General features: G+C 70.0%; 20 protein-coding genes. 17 read left to right on the forward strand and 3 right to left on the reverse strand.

Features of this window, described 5'->3' with window-relative positions:
- Positions 1-30 precede the first annotated feature (30 nt).
- From pstC to pstB, 3 genes are all read left to right on the forward strand, one after another.
- A complete protein-coding gene (gene pstC / locus BQ8008_RS00325) occupies positions 31-1,047 on the forward strand; it encodes a phosphate ABC transporter permease subunit PstC (RefSeq protein WP_108832324.1) in 1,017 nt (338 codons plus the stop codon).
- Position 1,048: 1 nt separating this feature from the next.
- Positions 1,049-2,272, forward strand: coding sequence for a phosphate ABC transporter permease PstA (pstA, locus tag BQ8008_RS00330; RefSeq protein WP_199907903.1), 1,224 nt, complete (start codon positions 1,049-1,051; stop codon positions 2,270-2,272).
- A 72-nt stretch (positions 2,273-2,344) separates the two neighbouring features.
- Entirely contained in the window at positions 2,345-3,124 is a 780-nt protein-coding gene (gene pstB, locus BQ8008_RS00335; protein WP_003781705.1) for a phosphate ABC transporter ATP-binding protein PstB, read from the forward strand.
- A 327-nt stretch (positions 3,125-3,451) separates the two neighbouring features.
- Here the strand turns inward: pstB and BQ8008_RS00340 are convergent, their stop codons facing one another.
- The gene (locus tag BQ8008_RS00340) at positions 3,452-4,123 is read right to left on the reverse strand and encodes a winged helix family transcriptional regulator (RefSeq protein ID WP_108832325.1); all 672 of its coding nucleotides are present in this window, start codon (positions 4,121-4,123) and stop codon (positions 3,452-3,454) included.
- A 174-nt stretch (positions 4,124-4,297) separates the two neighbouring features.
- On the opposite strand from BQ8008_RS00340, the gene BQ8008_RS00345 reads away from it, so the two are divergent.
- The 8 genes from BQ8008_RS00345 (at position 4,298) to BQ8008_RS13530 (ending at position 11,673) form a co-directional block, all read left to right on the forward strand.
- Positions 4,298-5,458 (forward strand): hypothetical protein, encoded by a 1,161-nt coding sequence (locus tag BQ8008_RS00345; RefSeq protein WP_108832326.1) that lies wholly within the window; start codon positions 4,298-4,300, stop codon positions 5,456-5,458.
- 176 nt (positions 5,459-5,634) lie between these two features.
- Entirely contained in the window at positions 5,635-6,426 is a 792-nt protein-coding gene (locus BQ8008_RS00350) for an FABP family protein (RefSeq protein WP_108832327.1), read from the forward strand.
- The gene (gene ygfZ, locus BQ8008_RS00355) at positions 6,423-7,655 is read left to right on the forward strand and encodes a CAF17-like 4Fe-4S cluster assembly/insertion protein YgfZ (RefSeq protein WP_108832328.1); all 1,233 of its coding nucleotides are present in this window, start codon (positions 6,423-6,425) and stop codon (positions 7,653-7,655) included. Before BQ8008_RS00350 ends, ygfZ begins: the two co-directional genes overlap by 4 nt.
- Positions 7,656-7,909: 254 nt before the next feature.
- Positions 7,910-8,359 (forward strand): DUF2516 family protein, encoded by a 450-nt coding sequence (locus BQ8008_RS00360; RefSeq protein WP_108832329.1) that lies wholly within the window; start codon positions 7,910-7,912, stop codon positions 8,357-8,359.
- Positions 8,359-8,787, forward strand: a complete 429-nt coding sequence (gene dtd / locus BQ8008_RS00365) for a D-aminoacyl-tRNA deacylase (protein ID WP_108832330.1) — start codon at positions 8,359-8,361, stop codon at positions 8,785-8,787. The genes BQ8008_RS00360 and dtd overlap by 1 nt, the downstream gene beginning before the upstream one ends.
- Before the next feature lie 245 nt (positions 8,788-9,032).
- Positions 9,033-9,857, forward strand: a complete 825-nt coding sequence (locus BQ8008_RS00370) for an arginase family protein (RefSeq protein ID WP_108832331.1) — start codon at positions 9,033-9,035, stop codon at positions 9,855-9,857.
- A 204-nt stretch (positions 9,858-10,061) separates the two neighbouring features.
- On the forward strand, positions 10,062-10,568 hold the full coding sequence (locus BQ8008_RS00375; RefSeq protein ID WP_108832332.1) for a DUF3995 domain-containing protein: 507 nt from the start codon (positions 10,062-10,064) through the stop codon (positions 10,566-10,568).
- A gap of 652 nt (positions 10,569-11,220) precedes the next feature.
- The gene (locus tag BQ8008_RS13530) at positions 11,221-11,673 is read left to right on the forward strand and encodes an endonuclease domain-containing protein (protein ID WP_234415149.1); all 453 of its coding nucleotides are present in this window, start codon (positions 11,221-11,223) and stop codon (positions 11,671-11,673) included.
- 295 nt (positions 11,674-11,968) lie between these two features.
- On the opposite strand, the gene BQ8008_RS00385 is transcribed toward BQ8008_RS13530, so the two are convergent.
- A complete protein-coding gene (locus tag BQ8008_RS00385; protein WP_108832334.1) occupies positions 11,969-12,988 on the reverse strand; it encodes a threonine ammonia-lyase in 1,020 nt (339 codons plus the stop codon).
- 82 nt (positions 12,989-13,070) lie between these two features.
- Between BQ8008_RS00385 and BQ8008_RS00390 the strand changes: the two genes are divergently transcribed.
- The 5 genes from BQ8008_RS00390 (at position 13,071) to BQ8008_RS00410 (ending at position 17,985) form a co-directional block, all read left to right on the forward strand.
- Entirely contained in the window at positions 13,071-13,994 is a 924-nt protein-coding gene (locus BQ8008_RS00390) for a LysR family transcriptional regulator (RefSeq protein ID WP_108832335.1), read from the forward strand.
- A gap of 282 nt (positions 13,995-14,276) precedes the next feature.
- A complete protein-coding gene (locus BQ8008_RS00395; protein ID WP_108832336.1) occupies positions 14,277-15,140 on the forward strand; it encodes an ABC transporter ATP-binding protein in 864 nt (287 codons plus the stop codon).
- A 117-nt stretch (positions 15,141-15,257) separates the two neighbouring features.
- Entirely contained in the window at positions 15,258-16,100 is an 843-nt protein-coding gene (locus BQ8008_RS00400) for an ABC transporter permease (RefSeq protein ID WP_108832337.1), read from the forward strand.
- Positions 16,097-17,233 carry a sensor histidine kinase gene (locus BQ8008_RS00405; RefSeq protein WP_108832338.1) on the forward strand — a complete coding sequence of 379 codons (1,137 nt, stop codon included), beginning with the start codon at positions 16,097-16,099 and terminating at the stop codon, positions 17,231-17,233. The genes BQ8008_RS00400 and BQ8008_RS00405 overlap by 4 nt, the downstream gene beginning before the upstream one ends.
- Entirely contained in the window at positions 17,230-17,985 is a 756-nt protein-coding gene (locus BQ8008_RS00410) for a response regulator (RefSeq protein WP_108832339.1), read from the forward strand. The genes BQ8008_RS00405 and BQ8008_RS00410 overlap by 4 nt, the downstream gene beginning before the upstream one ends.
- A 126-nt stretch (positions 17,986-18,111) precedes the next feature.
- Here the strand turns inward: BQ8008_RS00410 and BQ8008_RS00415 are convergent, their stop codons facing one another.
- On the reverse strand, positions 18,112-18,492 hold the full coding sequence (locus BQ8008_RS00415; RefSeq protein ID WP_108832340.1) for a DUF6054 family protein: 381 nt from the start codon (positions 18,490-18,492) through the stop codon (positions 18,112-18,114).
- A 267-nt stretch (positions 18,493-18,759) separates the two neighbouring features.
- On the opposite strand from BQ8008_RS00415, the gene BQ8008_RS00420 reads away from it, so the two are divergent.
- Positions 18,760-21,360, forward strand: coding sequence for an ATP-dependent Clp protease ATP-binding subunit (locus BQ8008_RS00420; protein WP_108832341.1), 2,601 nt, complete (start codon positions 18,760-18,762; stop codon positions 21,358-21,360).
- The last annotated feature ends 447 nt before the right edge of the window (positions 21,361-21,807 follow it).

Below are 21,807 nucleotides of genomic sequence, written 5' to 3' on the forward strand. Positions count from 1 at the left end.
CCGCCCCAGACACCCCGAGGAGGGTCAGCCGTGGCCAGCACCACCGCACCGTCGTCGTCGGCCCCGCCGCCCGGCACCACGACCGCGCCCAGCAGCTCCGACGACGCCGCCATCCAGCCCGGGAAGGCCCCCGGGCAGACCGGCAACCGGATCTTCACCAGCCTGTCCTACGGGGCCGGCACCCTCATCATGGTGGTGCTCGCCCTCGTGGCCGCCTTCCTCATCCGGGAGGCCCTGCCCGCCCTGACGGCCTCGCGCGAGACCCTTGAGTCGGTCTCCTTCATGCGCGATCGCAGCCTGTGGGGCTACGTCGCCCCGCTCGTCTTCGGCACCCTCCTGTCCTCGACCATCGCCCTGGGCGTCGCGGTGCCGCTGAGCATCGGGGTGGCCCTGTTCATCTCCCACTTCGCCCCGCGCCGCCTGGCCCAGGCCCTGGGCTACATGGTGGACCTCCTGGCCGCGATCCCCTCGGTGGTCTTCGGCCTGTGGGGCTTCCTGTGGCTCGTGCCCCTGCTCGACCCCATCAACACCTGGCTGACCGACAACCTCGGCTTCATCCCGCTGTTCGCCGGCTACATGGCCCCGGCCAAGAACATCACCACCGCCTCCCTGGTCCTGGCCGTCATGATCCTGCCGATCATCACCGCCACCATCCGCGAGATCTTCCTCCAGACGCCGACGCTTCAGGAGGAGGCCTCCCTGGCCCTAGGGGCCACCCGTTACGAGATGATCCGCCAGGCCGTCCTGCCCTTCGGCCGATCCGGCATCATCTCCGCCTCCATGCTGGGGCTCGGGCGCGCCCTGGGCGAGACCATGGCGGTCCTCATGATCCTCTCGCCCGGCATGGGGGTGAACCTCCACGTCCTCCAGGCCGGCCAGCACCAGACCATCGCCGCCAACATCGCCTCGCAGTTCCGCGAGGCCTACGGCCTGAGCGTCAACGTGCTCATCGCCACCGGCCTGGTCCTGTTCATCATCACCTTCGCGGTCAACTCCCTGGCGCGGTGGATCATCGCGCGCCGCTCCGAGTTCTCAGGAGCCAGCTGATATGACGCCCACGAACACGCCCGACCCCGCTGCCAACGCTGCTTCCAGCGGCGCTTCTGACGACGCGGCCTCCCGGCCCGCGCCGGCTGCTGACGGTTCCGCCCGGACCGGCGCGCCCAAGTCCCTCAAGGCCGCGCTCGCGGCCGCCGAGGCCCCGGTGGCCCCCGTCGACCCCCTGGCCGACCCTCCCACCATCGAGGGCGTGCCCCTGACCTCCTACCGCCTGCCCGACTGGTTCATCTGGGCGGCGCTGGGAGCCGCCTTCGTCGTCGTCGGCGGGATCGGCCTGCTGGCCGGATGGAGCATCGCCGCCGTCGTCACCCTGACCGCCCTGGTGTGGGTGGTGGGCGCCACCACCGTCTCCTGGGTGCGCGAGGGCGATCGCTGGGGCCGCAACACCCTGGTGACCCTCCTCATCTACCTGTCCTTCGCCATCGTCATGGTGCCCCTGGCCTCCCTGGTGTGGATGGTCCTGTCCGGCGGCTCGGCCCGATTCGGCTACGACTTCCTGACCACGAACATGCGCGGCGCCGACGCCTCCAACGGCGGCTTCTACCACGGCATCATCGGCACCCTCCAGATCACGGGGATCGCCACCCTCATCTCCGTGCCGCTGGGGCTGTTCACCGCCGTCTTCCTCGTGGAGTACAACGGCGGCTGGATCGCCCGGGCCATCACCTTCCTCGTCGACGTCATGACCGGCATCCCCTCGATCGTGGCCGGGCTGTTCGCCTACTCGATCTTCCTCATCGCGGCCGGCCCCCGCTACCAGGCCGGCGTCATCGGCGCCGTGGCCCTGAGCGTCCTCATGACGCCGGTGGTCATCCGCGGCGTGGAGGAGATGCTCAAGCTCGTTCCCTCCCACCTGCGCGAGGCCTCCTACGCGCTGGGCGTGCCCAAGTGGCTCACCATCGTCAAGGTCGTGCTGCGCACCGCGGTGGCCGGCATCACCACCTCCGTCATGATCGCCATCGCCCGCGTCATCGGCGAGACCGCCCCGCTGCTCATCACCGTGGGCCTGACGATCCGCACCAACACCAACCCGCTCGACGGCTCCATGTCCACCCTGCCGGTACTCGTCTACGACCAGTACTCCCGCGGGGAGGCCGCCGCCATGGAGCGCGCCTGGGCCGGGGCGCTGACCCTCATCATCCTGGTCATGCTGCTCAACCTCGCGGCCCGCCTCATCTCCAAGTACTTCAGCCCCAAGGGCGGCCGGCGCTGAGCCGCGCCAGAGACACCGCGCCCGCCGCGCCCGCAGAGCCCTTCACAGTCCACCTCAGGTAAAGGAACCGACGTGTCCAAGCGCATCGACGTCATCGGCGAGAACATCTACTACGGCGACTTCCTGGCCGTCAAGGACGTCAACGTCGTCATCGAGCCCAAGTCCGTCACCGCCCTCATCGGCCCCTCCGGCTGCGGGAAGTCAACCTTCCTGCGCACCCTCAACCGCATGCACGAGACCATCCCCGGCGCCCGTGTCGAGGGCCAGGTCATCGTCGACGGCGTCAACCTCTACGGACCCGGCGTCGACGCCGTCCAGGTGCGCCGCGCCATCGGCATGGTCTTCCAGCGGCCCAACCCGTTCCCCACGATGTCCATCGCCGAGAATGTTCTGGCCGGTGTGCGCCTCAACAACCGCCGCATCAAGAAGTCCGACGCCGACGACCTGGTGGAGGCCTCCCTGCGCGGGGCCAACCTGTGGGACGAGGTCAAGGATCGCCTGGACCGGCCCGGCCTGGGGCTCTCGGGCGGCCAGCAGCAGCGCCTGTGCATCGCCCGCGCCATCGCGGTCAAGCCCGCCGTCCTGCTCATGGACGAGCCCTGCTCCGCCCTGGACCCCATCTCCACGCTCGCGATCGAGGACCTCATCTCCGAGCTCAAGACGGACTACACGATCGTCATCGTCACCCACAACATGCAGCAGGCCTCGCGCGTGAGCGACATGACCGGCTTCTTCAACCTGGAGGCCACCGGCAAGCCGGGCCACCTCGTCGAGTACGACTCCACTGACAAGATCTTCTCAGCACCCAGCCAGCAGGCCACCGAGGACTACATCTCCGGCCGCTTCGGCTGAGTCCGCGCGGCCTCCCATCCGGTCCTTCTCGCCGAGCCGGTCAAACTTCGCGTAGCCCTACCGTTTTTCTGCCCGGCTACGCGAAAAATGACAGGCTGGACGTCGGGGCTGAACAGGGTCGAAGGAGGCGGTGAGGACGTCGGGCCGGAGAGCGCCAGTCGGCGCGAATGCCGCTCGCGGCGGCTTGAGTTGGAGCCCGGGGCCCGTCGCGGCCCGACGCCGCCCAAGAGTGTACAGGTCCGTTACTCGCCGGTCGCGCCGGTGTCCACCACGCGGTCGGGGGAGGCCTTCGCCTCCCTCCCGGAAGCCCCTCCGGCCGCCCGGCCCCTACGCGTCCTCGGGGGCGTCCAGGCGGTAGCCGACGTTGCGGACCGTGCCGATGAGGTTGTCGTGCTCGGTGCCCAGCTTGGCGCGCAGGCGCCGGATATGGACGTCCACCGTGCGCGAGCCGCCGATGTAGTCCTCGCCCCACACCTCGTGCAGGAGCGCGTCGCGGGTCAGCACCCGGCCCCGGTTGGCGGCCAGAAACTTCAGCAGCTCGAACTCCTTGTAGGTCAGGTCCAGGATCGATCCGCGCAGACGGGCCGTGTAGGCGGTGACGTCGATGACGAGATCGCCGACGTCGATGCGGTCGTCGTCGACCTCGGCCACCACCGGGACGTGGGCACGCAGCAGCCGCAGCCGGGCCGACAGCTCAGCGGGCTCGGCCCCGGCCATGACGAAGTCGGCGGCCCCCCAGTCGATCTGGACCGCGGCAGCGCCGCCCTCCTCCAGGACGAGGATGATGGGCGGGCAGTCCATGGGGCCGGTGAAGAGCTGGCACAGGGCGCGGGCCCGGGTCAGGTCCCCGCGCGCGTCGATCATGACGACGTCGGCGCTGTCCACCTCCGCGTAGGAGGAGGGGATCGGGGGAAGACACTCCACCTGGGAGTCGAGGAAGGCGGTCGCCGGCAGAACATCAGTGGCATCGCCCTCACGAGTGAACATGATGATCCGCATGGCTGCTCCCTCCGGGGCTCTCGACCGGGACTCACCGGCGCAGGCGACCTGAGCAGCGGCGATACTGACGGGGCCAAGTCAACCACATCTGGCTGACAGCGGAATCCACAGGGCAGGAACTGACCGGATAGGGAGACGCCGGAGTCAGGCCGTCGACCGCCCGGGTGTGCGACGATGCGTGCTGTGACTACCCACCACCGACGAGCCCAACCGGCTGCGCGCACCCGCGGAGCCTCTCGCGACTCTCGCGATGACTCCAACGCTGCCGCCGTTCCGACGGCGCCCGCGGACGTCCGTGGTGCGACGGACTGGGCCAGCGTCATCGGTGCGGGCTACTCCAGTCACTCTGGTGAATCCGCCAGAAGGTCGGCTCTCAGTTCCACGATGTCGATGGGGTCGACGCGCTCAGCCCGCTCAGCAGCCTCTGGTGACTCGGCTGGTTCCCCGGCGTCAGCGCGCTCGGCCGACTCGGTGGACACTCTCAACCTCGCCGAGGACCTGGGCTACGCCACCCGCCGGACCTCCAACCGGCCCAAGGAGCCGGGCCTGGTGGACCCGGCCTGGACCCGACTCGCCTTCGCCGGCCTCGTGCCGCTGCTGCTGGCGGTCGGCTCGGTCCTGCCCGGCTGGGTGAGGCTGGTACTCGTGGCCCTCCTGGTTCCGGCGGCCGCCCAGGGCTGGCCCGCGCTCGTGCGCGCCCGGCACGACCTGGGAGCGACGATCGTCGTGACGATCAGCGGGCTGGCGGCCGCGGCCAGCGTCTACCTCCTCGACGACATGGGGATGGCCGGCCTGGTCATTGCCTTCTCGATCCTGGTGGCCTTCGTCGGCCAGATGCTGCGGCGCGACGGCCGGCACAACCTGGTGGAGGACCTCTCCTCAACGGTGGCGGGGTGCCTCGTGGTGGTCTCCGGCTCGGCCTGGTGCGCCCTGGAGCCCGGGCTGGCCGACCCCGCCATCGTCGTGCCCACCTGCCTGGCCCTGTTCGTCGGCGCCGTGCTGACCGTTCTCAATGTGCGCGCCCGGATGCTGGAGGCCCTCACCGTCACGGTCCCGGCGCTGCTCGCCGGCGGTGCCGGCTACGTGCTGGCCGCGGCCGGCTTCTTCGGCCTGTCCCACATCAGCACGACGGCGGCCCTGCAAAGTGCGGTGGCCTGCGTCGTCGTCGGCTTCGTGGCCGGAGTCCTCATGGCCGCCGGCAACCGCGTCCTGTGGACCCACCGATGGGTGCCCGGCGGGCGGGCGGCGGTGGCCTCCGCGCTCGTGCCGATCCTGTCGGTCGGGGTCCCGGTCTATGCGATCGCACGCCTCATGGGAGGCTTCCTCGCCGGCTGACGGCGGCCCCCCAGCACTGCGCGGGCCCGAGAAGCCGTCTCAAGAGGCTCGGGCGCCGATCCTGCCCAGATCTGCCGGTCCAGGCTGCGCCAGGTATTCAGAGCACAGGATGTTCCGGGCAGCCCGGGCGGGCGGCGCGCGTGTTCCGGGCCGGGCCGACGTCGTAGGCTGCGGGCATGGCATTCACGCTTCCTGACGACCTGGCCCCCGAGCTCTACCCGCTGGCCTGGCTGGTCGGCACCTGGCGCGGCTACGGCATCCTCACCTACGGCGAGACCGTGCCCGAGCAGGCCGTCTACCAGGAGATGACCTTCGACCACGACGGCGGTCCCTACCTGCGCCAGACCACCACCATCTGGACGGTCGACGCCACCCGCTCCAAGAACCTCGACTTCGAGATGCCCGGCCTCCAGGGCGCTTCCCTCCTGGCCCCCGCCCAGATCTGGTCCACCGAGACCGCCTACTGGCGGCCCGTCGGCCAGGAGCAGCCCGACGGCGCCGGCGAGACCGCTGGCGACGCTGACGCCTCCACCTCCGACGCTGAGAGCACCGGCGGCCCGCTCACCCCCGTCACCCGGCTCGAGCTCGTCTCGGCCGACCCCGCCGGCCACGTCGGCGTCTGGGAGGGCTGGATCCAGGGGCCGCGCGCCCAGGTCGGCACCCAGGCCGTGGGCCGGGCCCGTACCGCCGTCCCCGTGGAGGAGATGACCCGCATGTTCGGGCTCGTGGGCGGCGACCTCATGTGGACCCAGGACATGGCCGCCTTCGGCCGAAGCGAGGTGACCACCTACGCCTCCGGGAGGCTCGGCCGTGTCGACGACTTAGACGACCCCGCGGCCCAACCCGGCTCCGGCCTCGACCCCGTCGATGCTACCGAGCCCGCTAAGACCCCTGAGTCCTCCGAGCCCGCTAAGACCCCTGAGTCCTCCGAGCCCGCCTCCGACGACGCCGAGCCGACCGCCTCATGATCACCTCCCCGCTGCTGAACCGACCCGGCGCCGTCGCCACCGCTCCGGGCGACCCCGACGAGGCCGTCCCCTCCCACTTCGGCGACCCCGGCCGCGAGCAGGCCGCCCTGGCCGAGGGGCGCGCGGTCTGCGCTCTGGCGCGCGACGTCGTTACCGTCACCGGGCCGGACCGCCTGAGCTGGCTGACCACCTTGTCCAGCCAGGTCCTCACCGCCCTGGAACCCGACGACGGTGGTGCTGAGGCGCTGCTCCTCGACGCCCAGGGGCACATCACCCACGCGCTCGCGGCCCTCGACGACGGCCGCACGCTCTGGCTCGTCACCGAGTCGGGTGGCGGCGCGGACCTGGCGGCCTTCCTGGACTCCATGCGCTTCATGCTGCGCGTCGAGATCGCCGAGCGCCCCGACGTCATGGCCCTGGGTGCCCTGGGGGAGGGGCTCGGCGCCCTGGCACAGGCGGCGCGCGATACGGCATCGGACTCGTCGGACGCCCCCGACGCACAGGTCGACGTCGCTGAGGCGCAGGTCCCGCTCATCGGCTCATGGCGCGACCCGTGGCCGGGCGTCGTCGAGGGCGGCACGAGCTACGACGTCGGACTGGAACGCCCGCATCCCGGCGAGGGCTACCGGGCCGGCTTCATCCTGGTTCCCGCCGAGAGCATGGGCGCCGTGGTGAGAACCTTCCTCGCCGCTGAGCCGAGCCGTCGTCTGGCCGGCGCCCTGGCCTGGGAGGCGCTGCGCATTGAGGCGGGCCGCCCCCGCCGCGCCCGCGAGGCCGACGCCCGCGCGATCCCGCACGAGCTGGACTGGCTGCGCACGGCCGTGCACCTGACGAAGGGCTGCTACCCGGGCCAGGAGACGATCGCGCGCACCCTCAACCTGGGGCGACCGCCGCGCCGCCTGACGGTGCTCCAGCTCGACGGCCTCGGCGGCGACCTGCCCCAGCCCGGCGCGAGCGTGCGCATGGGGGAGCGGACCGTGGGCACCGTGACCTCCGTGGCCCGCCACCACGAGCTCGGCCCCATCGCCCTGGCCCTGCTGCGCCGCGCTGTGCCCGCGGGTGAGCAGCTGACCGTGGAGATCACCGAGGTCGATGAGGCCACCGGTGAGACGGTCGCCGTCGGCCGGGTCGACGCCGCCCAGGAGCCTCTGGTCTCACCTGAGGGGCGCGCCCAGGCCAGTCCCGCCGAGCGCCCCGGCGCCGGGCTGCGCAAGGGCCTGCGGCTCTGACCTGTCCGTGACCGTGTGACTGGTCCCGGACGTTCCGGAGCCGGACCAGCGGTTGTCGACATGGTGGGCGTGGTGCCTTGCCCTGCCCGGAGACGGCCCGGGCAGGGGGGAGCTCGTGTCACCCGTGGCAGCCGGCGCCGCGCCGTCGGCCGGCAGACGCCCAACCGCCGGCCGGTGCGTGAGGCGTCAACTGTTCTCGCTGGGCGTGGCCGCATCACTGGGCTCGGGCCTCACCGACCGGTAGCCTGGGGCGCGTGAGCGTCCTTCTTCTCATTGCTTACTACCTCGCCCTTGCTGTCGCCATGCTCTGGTGCGCGGCGCAGGTCATCTCTGCCGCCTTCGGAGTCTGGGCGCTTATCGACTCGGCGCTGAGGCCGGCTCAGTACTACGCTGCGGCGGACAAGCGCAGCAAGAACTTCTGGGTTGCCGTCAATGCCGTGGCCGCCGTCGTGGGGACCTTCCTGGCGTATGAGGCCCTGCGGGCCGTGTACCTCGCGGGGGCGTCGACGGGAGGGTCATTCATCGGCCTGCTGGCCGTGGTGGCCAGCGCCGTCTACTTGGCGGACGTGCGCCCCGCGCTGCAGGCGCTGACGCCGGTACGGGTGCGCTCATCGATCCGGATTCCGGGGCGGGCCTCGCAGCGTCGCCCAGGGCGCGGTGGCGGTGCCGGCCGAGGACCGCGCGACTGGAACCCTGGTCGCTGATGCGCGCGGTCATTCAACGGGTTAACCGGGCGGCTGTTCGGGTCGACGGAGAGGTCGTCGGGGAGATCACCCGCCCCGGCCTCATGGTCCTGGTCGGGGCCACGCACGACGACGGCCCCAAGCAGGTGGCCACGGTGGCCCGTAAGATCGCGGACCTGCGGCTCATGGAGGACGAGCTCTCGGTGTCCGACGCCGGTGCGCCGGTGCTCGTCGTCTCCCAGTTCACCCTCTATGCCGACACGCGCAAGGGACGGCGTCCCACCTGGAACAAGGCGGCTCCCGGTGAGGTGGCCGAGCCTCTGGTGGAGGCGGTGGCCGAGGACCTGCGCGGGCGCGGCCTGGAGGTGGCGACCGGACGCTTCGGCGCCCACATGGCGATCGACATGGAGGCCGACGGGCCGGTGACGATTCTGGTGGAAGTGGAGTAGGGCCTGTTGCGAAAATGCCGTGAGGCGTCCGCGTGTTCGTACCTTAGGGTGCGTGTTCGTACCCTTTACCCCTCGAACGCGAGCCCTGAGGTACGACCGCGGCGTCGCACACTGGCGTGCGGACATCGGCCCACAGTCGTGACGGGAGACGGGGGCCACGGCTCCTCCTCGCTGGCTGAGGTACGGCACCGCCGCTCCGTAGCGTTGCGGGCAACGTGAGACCTGCACAACGAGAGGAGCCGGAGATGAGCACAGGGGCCAGAAGAGAGGGGGTCGTGGTCACCCACGTCGCCGGGAGGATCGGCGACCACAACGACCGAGCCATGGCGGCCTCGCCGCGCCTGGCCGCCGCCCTGGCGCGGCGCTACGACGTCGAGCCCGTCGTCATCGGATCACCCCGCCCGGCGCTGAGCGCGGGTTGGCAGGTCGAGCTCGACGCCGCCCGCGACGAGCTGGAGGCGTTCGCGGCCCACTACGAGGTGCTGTGGGCTGGCTCTGCCGTGCCGGTGACCGCGCTGAGCCGCTGTGCCGGGGCGCTGGCGACCCTGCCCGTCGTTGCTGCCAACCGGCCCGACGCGCTCGTCGTGTGGTTTGACGCCCACGCTGACCTCAACATCCCGGAGAGCACGCCGAGCGGCTACCTCGGCGGCCTGGCCCTGTCCGGACCGTTGGGGCTGTGGGACTCCGGACTCGGCACCGGGCTGGGCACGGACAACGTGGTCCTGGTCGGGGTGCGCGACATCGACCCGCCCGAGGCCGAGCTCATCGAAGGTGCGGGCATCCCCCTCGTCGGGCCTGGAGAGGGCTTCGCTGAGCGGCTTGGGCGGGTGGTGGACGGCAGGCCCGTCTACATCCACATCGACTGCGACGTGCTGGAGCCCGGTGTCGTGCCGACCGACTACCTCGTCGGCGGAGGCCTGAGCCTGGCCGAGCTGCGCCAGGCGGCTGAGGTCCTCGCCCGCAGCGAGGTGGTCGGCATCCAGATCGGCGAGCTCGAGACGGTCACTGGGGAGGAGGACCTTGACCCGCTGCTAGACGCCCTGTCCCCCGTGCTCGATGCCGTCGACTGAGCCGGGCCGGCCCTTGTGGTCTGTCCCGCCCATGGACGGGGTGACTGCTGTGGGGCAACGATGAGACATGATCAAGCGTGTGGGTGCGTTCCTCGATCTGGATCCCGGGGCGGGCCTCGCAGCGCCGCCCGGACATATGCAACAGGACCTAGGTCGAAGGAGGCCGACGATGCTGTGGCCGATGCGATGTGAGGACGCGCTGAGATGACGGGGCGCTCGCGGGCGGTGGTTGTCGCCATGATGCTGTGGTGGGCCTTCTTCGGCGGCGTCAGCGTGTCCTGGGCGCTGGGCTCCCCGTGGCTGGTCGACACGGTTCTTCAGGGCGAGGGCCTGCGGCTCGCTCAGGAGCGTCCCACCTGGTTCGTCGTGGTCGTCCTCGTCTCCGGGCTGGTGAAGCTGGGTTTCGTCGTCTTCGGGTTCGCACTCCTGCGCCCGGACGTCATCAGGGTGCCGCGCTGGATGCGCCTGGCCTTCGGCTGGGTGTCGGGGATCCTGCTCATGGCCTATGGGTTGGCCGGTTCGGCGTCGGCGGTCCCAAGGCTCCTGGCGGGGGAGCCGCTCTCGCGCTACGGCTGGTGGCGGCTGCTGCTGTGGATGCCTCACTTCTGGGTGGGCGGCATCCTGGTGCTGGCCGCGACGGCCGCCTACCTGCGTTGGAGCCGGCCCACGTCGACCGGTTCTGCCGTGCACGCGGGCCCTGCTGGGCGCTGATTCCCCGCGCGAGTGTCCATGGAGCGGACATTAAGCCACCGACATCGTCGGGTTGAGTTGTGAAACCGCATGATTCTGCGGTTCTCCGGATCAAGTATCCAGCTCGAACCGGTTCATGTCCGCGCTGTGGACACCGACCTCGCTGAGAATGCCGGCGGCTACCGGTTGTTATCCACAGGTGTCTCCGCTCTTCTGGCGCCCTTCTCCGTACCGGCCCAACATGTTGGTCATGGACACCAGCGCATTGCTCACCCGTATCAGCGATACGCATGGTGCGGCCCGTCAGGTGGATCTTCAACTGGAGCGTTCGGAACGTCGTCGTCTTCAAGCGCTTGTGGACTCCGGCCGCCTCAGGCGGTACCCGCATGGTGTGGTGGCCCTGCCCGACGTCGACAAGAGAGTGCTGATCGCCCGCGTTCATCGGGGACTGATCACGTGTGAGCACGCGGCTGCGTACTACCGGCTACCGCTGCCGTCGTCGCCGAAGACTCTTCATGTCCTCACACCGCGGGGGCACAAGGCGGCGCCGTTATGGGGTGAGCATCAGCATGAGACTCGGGATCTTCCGTCCTTGTCCTTGAGCTCCTTCCCCGTTGTTCCCCTGGCACGTTGTCTCGCTGATCTTCTGTGCTGCGCCCAGGAATGGACTGCCTTGGTAGCGGTTGATGCCGCCCTCCAGCAGGGCCGGGTCACGTACGAGCAGGTCGGTGCCTACTTGCGTGGATCGCGCCGGGTGCTGGGGCGCCGGCGCCTGCAACGGACGAGCAGCCGAGCGCGCAGCCCGCTGGAGACGCTGGCGCGTGTCCAGCTGCGGGGTGCCGGTCTCGACGTCGTTGACGGAGTGGAGATCGGTGGTGTCGGTGAGGTGGATCTTCTGGTTGCAGGATGGCTCGTCGTCGAGCTCGACGGCTACGAGTACCACTCGGACATGTGGGCCTTCGACCATGACCGTTCCCGTGACCGGGAGCTGGCGCGGCTGGGGTACACCTCCATCCGGTTCACGGCGAACAACGTGCGTTCGGGCAGGATCGTCGACGAGGTCAGGCGGGTCCTCGCCGCTCATCCGGGTGCGGCAAGAGCGAGGATGGCGTCTCGCAGCGCATGAGAACGTCCACCCAGCGGACATGAAAACCGTTGAGGAAGGGATTCGTGCGAGAGAACCTCGGAATTCTGCGGATTTCCAATTGGGGCTCAGGCTGAGACCGCGTTCATGTCCGCGCGGTGGTCACTCCTGGCGGCAGCATGACCCGGTGATGATGGTCGACGCGGCTGGAGCAAGGGAGAGGGCCGGGTATGCGCCCCCGACTGCGCTTCCCGGCCCTCACTTGAGTGTCACCCGGGCGGCCGCCCCGGCTCAACGGGGAGTGTTCCCCAAACCTTCCGATGGGTAACGGCTTGGTTCAGCAGGTGAGGGCCACGTCGTCGGCGACGGCGGAGCGGCCGATGCCGGCGAGCTCGTCGTCGTCGGCGTTGCCGCCGGTGCACACGATCGCGCAGGGGCCGTGGCGGGTGGGGTCGGCCATGAGCCCGGCCAGACTCGCCGCACCGGCGCCCTCGGCCAGGGTGTGGCCGTGGGTGCACATGAGGCCGACGGCGCGCTGGATGTCGTCGTCGTCGACCAGGATGAAGTCGTTGAGGCCTCGGCCCAGCACGGACTGGGTGAGGGCGAAGCTCGCCCCGACGGCCAGGCCGGCCACGCGGGTGCGGCTTTGGACGGTGGCCGGCCTGCCGGTCTTCCAGGCGCGGTGCGCGGCCGGGGCGGCGCTGGACTGGACGCCGATGACCCTGCACCCGGGTGCCAGGACGTCGCGAACGAGGCAGGCGCCGGCGGCTCCGGAGCCTGAGCCGACCGGGGCGTAGACGGTCCGCAGGTCGCGGTGGCGACGGAAGAGCTCGAGGTAGACGGTGGCGTGCCCGAGCACGATCGCCGGCTCGTCGCCGGGGGAGACCATGCGCATCCCCTCGTTCAGGGAGAGGGCCTCGGCATGAGCGAGGGCGTCGCACATCGTGTCTCCCTCGACGACGACGCGGGCGCCCAGGGCGCGCACCGCGGCCACCTTGCGGGCCGGGGCGCTGATCGGCACGACGACGGTGACGGGCACGTCGCTGTGTGCACCCGCCCAGGCCAGGGACTGGGCGTGGTTGCCGGTGGAGGCGGTCACGACGCCGCGGCGCCGCTCCTCGGGGCTGAGCGCCGCCATGAGCGCCACCCCGCCGCGGACCTTGAAGGCGCCGGTGGGCTGGATGTTCTCGTGCTTGACCACGACGTCGACCCCGGCCTCGGCATTGAGCAGCGGGTAGGACCAGGATGGGGTCTCGGGCAGGACGCGTGAGATGGCCTCGTAGGTGCGCAGAACGGCGTCAAAGTCGAGGTCGGCCCGGGTGATGGCGGCGGGTGTCAGGGCGTCGGTCGCGGTCATGTCTCCATGATGATGACGACTGGACTATCGGTCCAATGAATGTTTTGACCAGTACCCATCGATACAAGACATACTTAGTGGTGTGATCGATGTTCAGCAGCTGCGCGCCCTCGTGGAGCTCTCCCGGCTCGGCACCGTCTCGGCCGCCGCCGAGTCCCTGGGATTCAGTCAGTCCACCGTCTCCCACCAGCTGGCGGCCCTGTCGCGCGCGACCGGCGCAGTGCTGCTGACGCGGGCGGGGAGAGGAGTGCGGCTCACCGAGGAGGGGCGGGCGTTGGCGGCTCGCGGCCAGGAGATCCTCGACCTGCTGGACCGCACTGAGCGCGAGGTGGTCTCCATGGCGCACGCGGAGGCGGGGCGGGTGCGCCTGGCCGCCTTCCCGTCGGCGGTGGCCTCGCTCGTGCCCGGGGTGCTCGACGTCGTCGGCCGCGAGTACCCGGGCCTGGAGGTCGAGCTGGTCGACGCCGAGCCGCCCGAGGCACTCGACGCGCTGCGGCGCGGGCGGGTGGACACGGTCCTGTCCTTCTCCTACATCGACGACGATGCCGGTGAGGGTCTTCGGGCGGTGCACCTGCTCGACGACGTCCTCTACCTGGTCACCCATCCCGGCGGCATCACGCGTATCGCTGACGGCGCCCGGTGCCGGTGGGTGACGGGGTGCGCGCGCTGCCACGAGGAGCTCATCGCCGTGGGGCGGGCCAACGGCTTCACGCCCGAGACCGCCTACGCCTCCGACGACTATGTGGCCGTGCAGGCACTCGTGGCCGCAGGAGTGGGGGCGGCGCTGCTGCCCGGGATGGCGCTGAGCGCCTACCGGCACGAGGGGGTTGAGGTGCGTCCGCTGGCCCGGGAGCACCGGCGGGTCGAGGTGGTCACCCGCGCCGAGAGGCCCCGGCCGCTGGCCATCGACGTCCTCGTGGAGGCGTGCAGGACGGCGGCACGGAGCACGAGCCTGCGCCGGCCCGCGGTCAGGGCCGGTGGGAGTGGGAGCGGTGCGGCGCGGTGATCTGTGACACGGCCCGCCATAGCCCTGATGCAGCGCTGACCAGCACGCGAGGATCGAGGGCGGATTCGAGATGCCGAGAAGCGGCCAGGCTACTCACTACTCATCGGCGAACTGCTCGAGGTTCGCGGTGTTGGGACGGGCGGGTTCTGCGCTCGAATGCTCCGGCTTGAAGATGCGAGGCGACGCGCCTCCGCCGCAGGCCGGTTGTCCACCGAATGGTGGACAACCGCGTGGTCCGACCGGTCGCTACTGAAGCTGCGATCCAACTCACACACTGGTGGTATGTCGCAGCTCCCCGCCGTCAAGATCAGTGGCCTGACCAAGTCCTACGGGAACAAGCGCGTCCTTGAGAACCTGGATCTCGCCGTCCCGGCCGGCACCGTTCTGTCCCTCCTGGGACCCAACGGTGCCGGCAAGACCACCGTCGTCGAGATCCTTCAGGGCCTGCGCCGCCGCGGCGGCGGCACCGTCTCCGTCCTGGGGGAGGATCCCGGGAGGGCCTTGCGCGCCTGGCGCGCCCGCATCGGTGTCGTCTCCCAGTCCTCCGCCGACCTCAAGGACTTCACCGTCTCCGAGGCCGTCACTCACGTCTCCCGATTCTTCTCCCAGCCCGCCGACGTCGCCGAGACCATCGATCGCGTGGGGCTCTCCGACGATGCCCGCACCCGCGCCTCGCGCCTGTCCGGAGGGCGGCGTCGCCGCCTCGACGTCGCTCTGGCCATCATCGGCCGCCCCGAGCTGCTGTTCCTCGACGAGCCCACCACCGGCTTCGACCCCGAGGCCCGCCACGTCTTCTGGGATCTCGTCAAGGATCTGCGCAGCGACGGCACCACCGTGCTGCTGACCACCCACTACCTCGACGAGGCCGCCCACCTGGCGGACGAGGTCGCCATCATCATGGGCGGCCGCGTCGTCGAGTACGGCACTCCCGAGGCCCTCGCCCGCCAGGCCGGCAGCAAGCGCACCGTCAGCTGGATCGAGGACGGCGTCGAGCGCACCGAGCCCACGACCACGCCCACCGCCGTCGTCCGGGGCCTCATGGATCGCCTCGCCGGTCCCGACGGCGAGGTCCCCGGGCTCCAGGTCCACAGCCCGAGCCTCGAGGACCACTACCTCGAGCTCGTCTCCCGCCACCACATCGCCTGATTCGCCGTCACCTGACCCGCCGTCGCGTCCGCCCGTTTCCGTCTCCCCGGCGCGCCGGCGTCCCTCTCTTTTCCGTGTCTCCCCGTTGCTTCCTGCCCGCCTACCTGAGGAGCCCCCATGACGACCGCCCTCGATCTCTCCGCCGCACCCGGATCAGCGGCTCAGCGCCCCGGCGGCGCAGTGGCCGCCGTCCTGACCTTGACCTGGGCGAGCCTGGTCAGCTTCGTGCGCGAGCCCATGGCCTTCGTCATGGGGCTGCTCTACCCGTTGTTCATGCTCATCCTGTTCAACGCCGTCTTCCCCGGTGAGATGAACGGGGGCATCACCTTCGGCGAGTACATGCTGCCGGCCATGATGACCATGGGCGTGCTCATGACCTGCATGCAGATCCTGGCCATCTCCGTGGCCGCCGAGCGGGAGTCCGGCGAGCTCAAGCGCCTGGCCGTCCTGCCCGTACCCGCCTGGGCCTACGTGGCCGCCAAGTGCCTGGCCAACATCGTCCTGTCCGTGCTCAACATCGTCGTCCTCATCGGCGTCGGCGGCCTCGTCCTGGGGCTGAGCCTGCCCATCCGGGCGGCCTCCTGGGGGCTGGCGGCCCTGACCCTCGTGCTCACGATCGGCGCCTGCACCGCCCTGGGCCTGGCCATCGGCCGCTGCTGCCCCTCCTCGCGCGCCGCCTCCGGGATCCTCACGCCGGTCATCATCATCCTCCAGTTCGTCTCCGGCCTCTTCCTGCCCCTGTCCCAGCTGCCGGCCTGGATGGTCCACGGCTTCTCGGTCCTGCCGGTGAGGTGGTCGGCCGAGCTCATGCGCGAGGCCTTCCTGCCCGCCTCCGCCGCCGTCGCAGAACCCACTGGGGGATGGGAGACAGGCAAAGGGCTGGCCGTCGTGGCCGCCTGGCTCGTGGGTGGCGTCGTGGCCGCCGTCGTCATCACCCGCCGCGATACAGTGGACAGATGACCCGGGAGACGCAGGATCTCGTGTCCTGGCCCCGCGACCTGCGCGGCAAGCTGCGCCTGGCCTGCGAGGGCACGGACAGCCCCACGGGTGTGTATCCCCCGCTCGATCGGGCTGACCTGCCCCGGTGGGTCTGGTGCCTCCTGACCTGGACGCTGGCAGCCGCCGCCCTCCTGGGCGTGTTCTACTCCGAACTGGCCATGCTGGGCTTCTTCATCGTGCTGCCGATGCTCTGGTGGGTCTACACCAGGTGGTGGGCCGCCGTCGTGGCGCACCTCGTCTTCGGGGCGGGCTTCGCGGTCGTCGGGTACGTCAAGGGCGACGAGGCGTGGTGGATCAACCCTCTCATCATGGTCGTCGTCGTCCTGGTGGCGGGCACGTGGGTCACCTGGGTCCACATCGTCCGCTTCGAGGCCATCCATGCCCTCGAGGCCAAGGAGGAGGCGCTCGCAGCGCTGGCCCGCGCGCAGGACGAGCTCGTCGCCGCTGAGCGCACCGCGGGCACCGCCGCCGAGCACGAGCGCTGGTCCCGGGAGGTGCACGACACCCTGGCGCAGGGGTTCATCTCCGTGGTCAACCTCGCCCAGACGGCTCTCAATGATCTCTCCGAGCACTCGGGCGGCGACTCCCATGAGGCACGGACCCTGTACGGGCTGCTCGCCGAGATCGAGGCCGTGGCTCGTGACAACCTGGCCGAGGCTCGGGCGCTGGTGGCCGGAGAGAGCCCCAGTGCCCTGCGCGACGACGGCCTGGAGGCTGCGCTGCGGCGCCTGACCCGGTCTCAGGAGCACCACGCTCTGGACATCTCCCTCATCGTCGAGCTGCCGGCCCAGACGGTCTCCGCGCTCCAGGTCGCGGTCCTGCGCATCGTCCAGGAGTCCCTGAGCAACGTGGTGCGCCACGCCCAGGCGGGGCACGTCGATGTCGTCGTCTCCGTCTCCTCCGAAACCGGAGAGCTGATCGTCACCGTCGCCGATGACGGCGTCGGCGCGGGAGGAGCGCCGGAGGGGACCGGGCTGACCGGGATGCGATCGCGCGTGGAGACCCTCGGTGGGACGCTGACCGTCGACCCGCTCCAGGAGCCCGATGAACGCGGGCGTGTCGGAACCGTCGTCGAGGCCAGAATGCCCCTGTGAACGATGTCGGCCCCTTCTCAGCGAGCACCCCGGGCTCCACGGGTCCGCCCCGCCCGCTTCCGTGTTCACCATCCGGCCCGGACGCCCGCCGGGTCCGCCTTCTGGTGGTCGACGACCACCCGGTGGTGCGCTCCGGGATCGTCGGCATGCTCTCCGGCGAGCCGGACCTCCAGGTGGTGGGCCAGGCGGCCGACGGCACCGAGGCCATCTCCCTGGCTGCCGAGCTCGCCCCCGACGTCGTCCTCATGGACTTGCGCATGCCCGGCCTCGACGGCGTCGAGGCCACCCGCCGGATCTCCTCGTGTCACGACGCGCCCCGGGTCGTGGTCCTGACGACCTACGACACCGATGGGGACATCCTGCGCGCCGTCGAGGCCGGCGCCATCGGCTACCTCCTCAAGGACTCCCCGCGTGAGGACATCATCAAGGCCGTGCTCTCCGCCGCCGTGGGGCGAAGCGCGCTGAGCCCGGCCGTGACGACCCGGCTCGTGGGGGTGGCGCGAGGGGCCAGGCGCGGCGCAGCCGGTTCCTCCCACCGGGTGGAGGCACCGGTGACCCTGTCCCCACGCGAGAGACAGGTCCTCCAGGTCGTGGCGCGAGGACTGTCCAACAGCCAGATCGGGGCCGAGCTCTACATCACCGAGGCCACCGTCAAGACTCACCTGCTGCGCTCCTACTCCAAGCTCGGCGTCGACTCGCGCACGGCGGCCGTCACCGAGGCACTGCGCCGCGGCCTGCTCGAGCTGGACTGAGCCGCGTCGCTGCGTCCCGGGCCTTGACCTCGGCCGCGACCCCCGCGAGGTCGTACCTGAGGGCGCGCGTTCGAGGGGGAGAGGGTACGAACGCGCGCCCCACCCTACGAACGCGACAGGGGCGGGCTAGGGTCTCTGGTCGGCAGGGTCGGGCTGACCGCCGGGGTGTTCCTCCTCCCACTGGGAGATCGTGGCGTTGAGGGTGATCATGAACTCCTCTTCACCGATGGTGTTGAGTTTGAAGAACACCGCCTGACTGCCACCCATCGTGATCCCGATGATGCGGACGTAGGGCCCGTCCTGGATGGCGGTGACGGACATTCCCACACGGCTGTTCCCCATCATGCTGAAGCGTTCGTAACCCCTGACCGCTATACCTCCGGCGGAGGTCTTCAGATCCACAGCGGCCTCGGCGGATGCCGAGCGGGACCGGCTCAGTACTCCGGCCTCGAGGAACGGCACCACTTCGCTGAGCTGTCCGACGACGGTCCGAGTGGTCGTTGCCACGGGAATTCTCCTTCCTCGTCTTTGCTGGGACTGTCTCCTTACTCACCAGGCTATTCAAGAAGCGACGAGCGCGCGGCTCCACATCTTGAGCCGACCCGGCTCAAGCCTGACTCACGCCTACCGCGAACAGGGGCATGGCCAAGGCATCCGGCTGGTTAGCCTTGTCAGCACGTGCCCCCAGCGCCGTCTCTCCGTGGCGCTGCGACATCCCTCGCCACCACCGGACGAGCGGCCCCGCACCGAGCACGTGCCGAGGAGGAACTACTGATGTTTGAACGCTTTACCGACCGCGCCCGCCGCGTCGTCGTGCTCGCGCAGGACGAGGCGCGGGCCCTGAACCACAACTACATCGGCACCGAGCACCTCCTTCTCGGTCTCATTCACGAGGGCGAGGGAGTTGCCGCCAAGGCGCTGGAGTCCATGGACATCTCCCTGGACGCCGTGCGCAGCCAGGTCATCGAGATCATCGGCGAGGGCCAGTCGGCCCCTACCGGTCACATCCCCTTCACGCCGCGCGGCAAGAAGGTGTTCGAGCTCTCCATGCGTGAGGCCCTCCAGCTCGGTCACAACTACATCGGCACCGAGCACCTGCTGCTCGGCCTGCTGCGCGAGGGCGAGGGGGTGGCCGCCCAGGTCCTCACCAACCTCGGCGGAGACCTCTCCAGCGTGCGCCAGACCGTCATGCAGATGCTCTCGGGCTACGAGGGCAAGGAGACGGTCAACGCCGGCGGCCCCTCCAAGGAGGGCACGCCGTCGGGCAGCGCGATCCTGGACCAGTTCGGCCGCAACCTCACCGCCGCCGCCCGCGAGGGCAAGCTGGACCCGGTCATCGGCCGCAAGAAGGAGATGGAGAGGGTCATGCAGATCCTCTCCCGGCGCACCAAGAACAACCCCGTCCTCATCGGGGAGCCGGGCGTGGGCAAGACCGCCGTCGTCGAGGGCCTGAGCCAGGCCATCGTCCACGGCGACGTGCCCGAGACCCTGCGCGACAAGCAGCTCTACTCCCTGGACATGGGTTCGCTCGTGGCCGGCTCGCGCTACCGCGGCGACTTCGAGGAGCGCCTCAAGAAGGTCCTCAAGGAGGTGCGCACCCGTGGCGACATCGTCCTGTTCATCGACGAGATCCACACGCTCGTGGGGGCAGGTGCCGCCGAGGGCGCCGTCGACGCAGCCTCCATCCTCAAGCCCATGCTGGCCCGCGGCGAGCTCCAGACCATCGGGGCCACCACCCTGGAGGAGTACCGCAAGATCGAGAAGGACGCCGCCCTGGAGCGCCGCTTCCAGCCGGTGACCGTCGACCAGCCCAGCATCGAGGAGACCATCGGGATCCTCACCGGACTGCGCGACCGCTACGAGGCCTTCCACCGCATCGTCATCACCGACGAGGCCATCGAGGCCGCCGCCAAGCTCGCCGACCGCTACATCAACGACCGCTTCCTGCCGGACAAGGCCATCGACCTGGTCGACGAGGCCGGCGCCCGCCTGCGCATCCGCCGCATGACGGCCCCGCCAGAGCTGCGCGAGATCGACGAGAAGATCGCCGAGGTCAAGCGGGAGAAGGAGTCCGCTATCGACGACCAGGACTTCGAGCGCGCCGCCTCCCTGCGCGACGACGAGCGCCGCCTGGCCGACGAGCGGGCCGCCAAGGAGAAGGCCTGGAAGTCCGGTGACCTCGACCAGGTCGCCGAGGTCGACGAGGCGCTCATCGCCGAGGTCCTGGCCATGTCCACCGGCATCCCGGTGGTCAAGCTGACCGAGGCCGAGTCCGCCAAGCTCCTCAACATGGAGTCCGAGCTCCACAAGCGCATCATCGGCCAGAACAAGGCCATCGAGGCGCTGTCGAAGTCGATCCGTCGCACCCGCGCCGGCCTGAAGGACCCCAAGCGCCCTGGCGGTTCCTTCATCTTCGCCGGCCCCACCGGCGTCGGAAAGACCGAGCTGGCCAAGGCCCTGGCGGAGTTCCTGTTCGACGACGAGGACGCCCTCATCCAGCTCGACATGTCCGAGTTCGCTGAGAAGCACACGGTTTCGCGCCTCTTCGGCGCCCCTCCCGGCTACGTCGGCTACGACGAGGGCGGCCAGCTCACCGAGAAGGTGCGCCGTCGGCCCTTCTCCGTGGTCCTGTTCGACGAGGTCGAGAAGGCCCACCCGGACATCTTCAACTCGCTACTGCAGATCCTGGAGGACGGGCACCTCTCCGACGCCCAGGGCCGCGTGGTGGACTTCAAGAACACCGTCATCATCATGACGACCAACCTCGGCTCCAAGGACATCGGCAAGTCGGTGGCCACCGGTTTCCAGTCCACCGAGTCCGGCGCCATGGACTACGAGGAGATGAAGTCCCACGTTAACCGCGAGCTCAAGCAGCAGTTCCGGCCCGAGTTCCTCAACCGCGTCGACGACCTCATCGTCTTCCCTCAGCTGACCAAGGAGGAGGTGCGCCAGATCGTCGACCTCATGGTCTCGCGCCTCGACAAGCGCCTGGCCGAGCAGCAGATGACCATCGAGCTGACCGACGCCGCCAAGGATCTTCTGGCCGAGCGCGGCTTCGACCCGGTCCTCGGGGCCCGTCCGCTGCGTCGCGCCATCCAGCGCGACATCGAGGACGCCCTGAGCGAGAAGATCCTCTTCGGGGAGATCGAGCGGGGCCAGAAGGTCATCGTCGACGCCGAGGGCGAGTCCATCCTGGGTGAGTTCATCTTCCGCGGTGAGCCCTGGGAGCAGGGCGAGGCCGAGGTCGCCGCGCTGCGCGAGGCCGAGGAGGCCGCAGCCGGCGGAGGGGGAGGCTCATCCAGCCCGCTGCGTATCCCCTCGGCGCCGATCAGTCGTGACGGCGGTGCCTCACCGGCCGCCGAGCCCGGGCACTGAGCCGGGGCTGCGGCCGGCCACCCCACCCGTGTCCTGACGGGTCTGCGAGGGCATTGATCTCCACTATCGGTTCGATACGATGGGCCGCAGCCCAGTCGGGTTGCGGCCCATCGTCGTTCTCCCCTCACTCTGGTGTGAACCGCGGCGGGGTGAAGGCGCGGAAACGCCCGCACCGCATTTGTCCAGGTGGTGGCCATCTCGCTGCGTGGTCGGCCCTTGCGGATGTCCGGAGAGGGGTTGTGAATACTTACAGGTGAGTGGACCGGCGCCGCGGCGGGGCGATCTGAATAAAGTTTTAATGAAACCTGAATAAATCAGGAGAATAGACTGAGAGTTTGGCTTGACCGACTCATGTCCGTCATCCGCCCGATAAAGTGGAGTGACGCTCCGGCGAAAGTCGTCCCTAGGGCCTGGTCGGTCAGTGTCGTCGCTCCGCGCTGTGCGGAG

Source organism: Actinomyces sp. Marseille-P3109 (assembly GCF_900323545.1).
Lineage (GTDB): Bacteria > Actinomycetota > Actinomycetes > Actinomycetales > Actinomycetaceae > Actinomyces.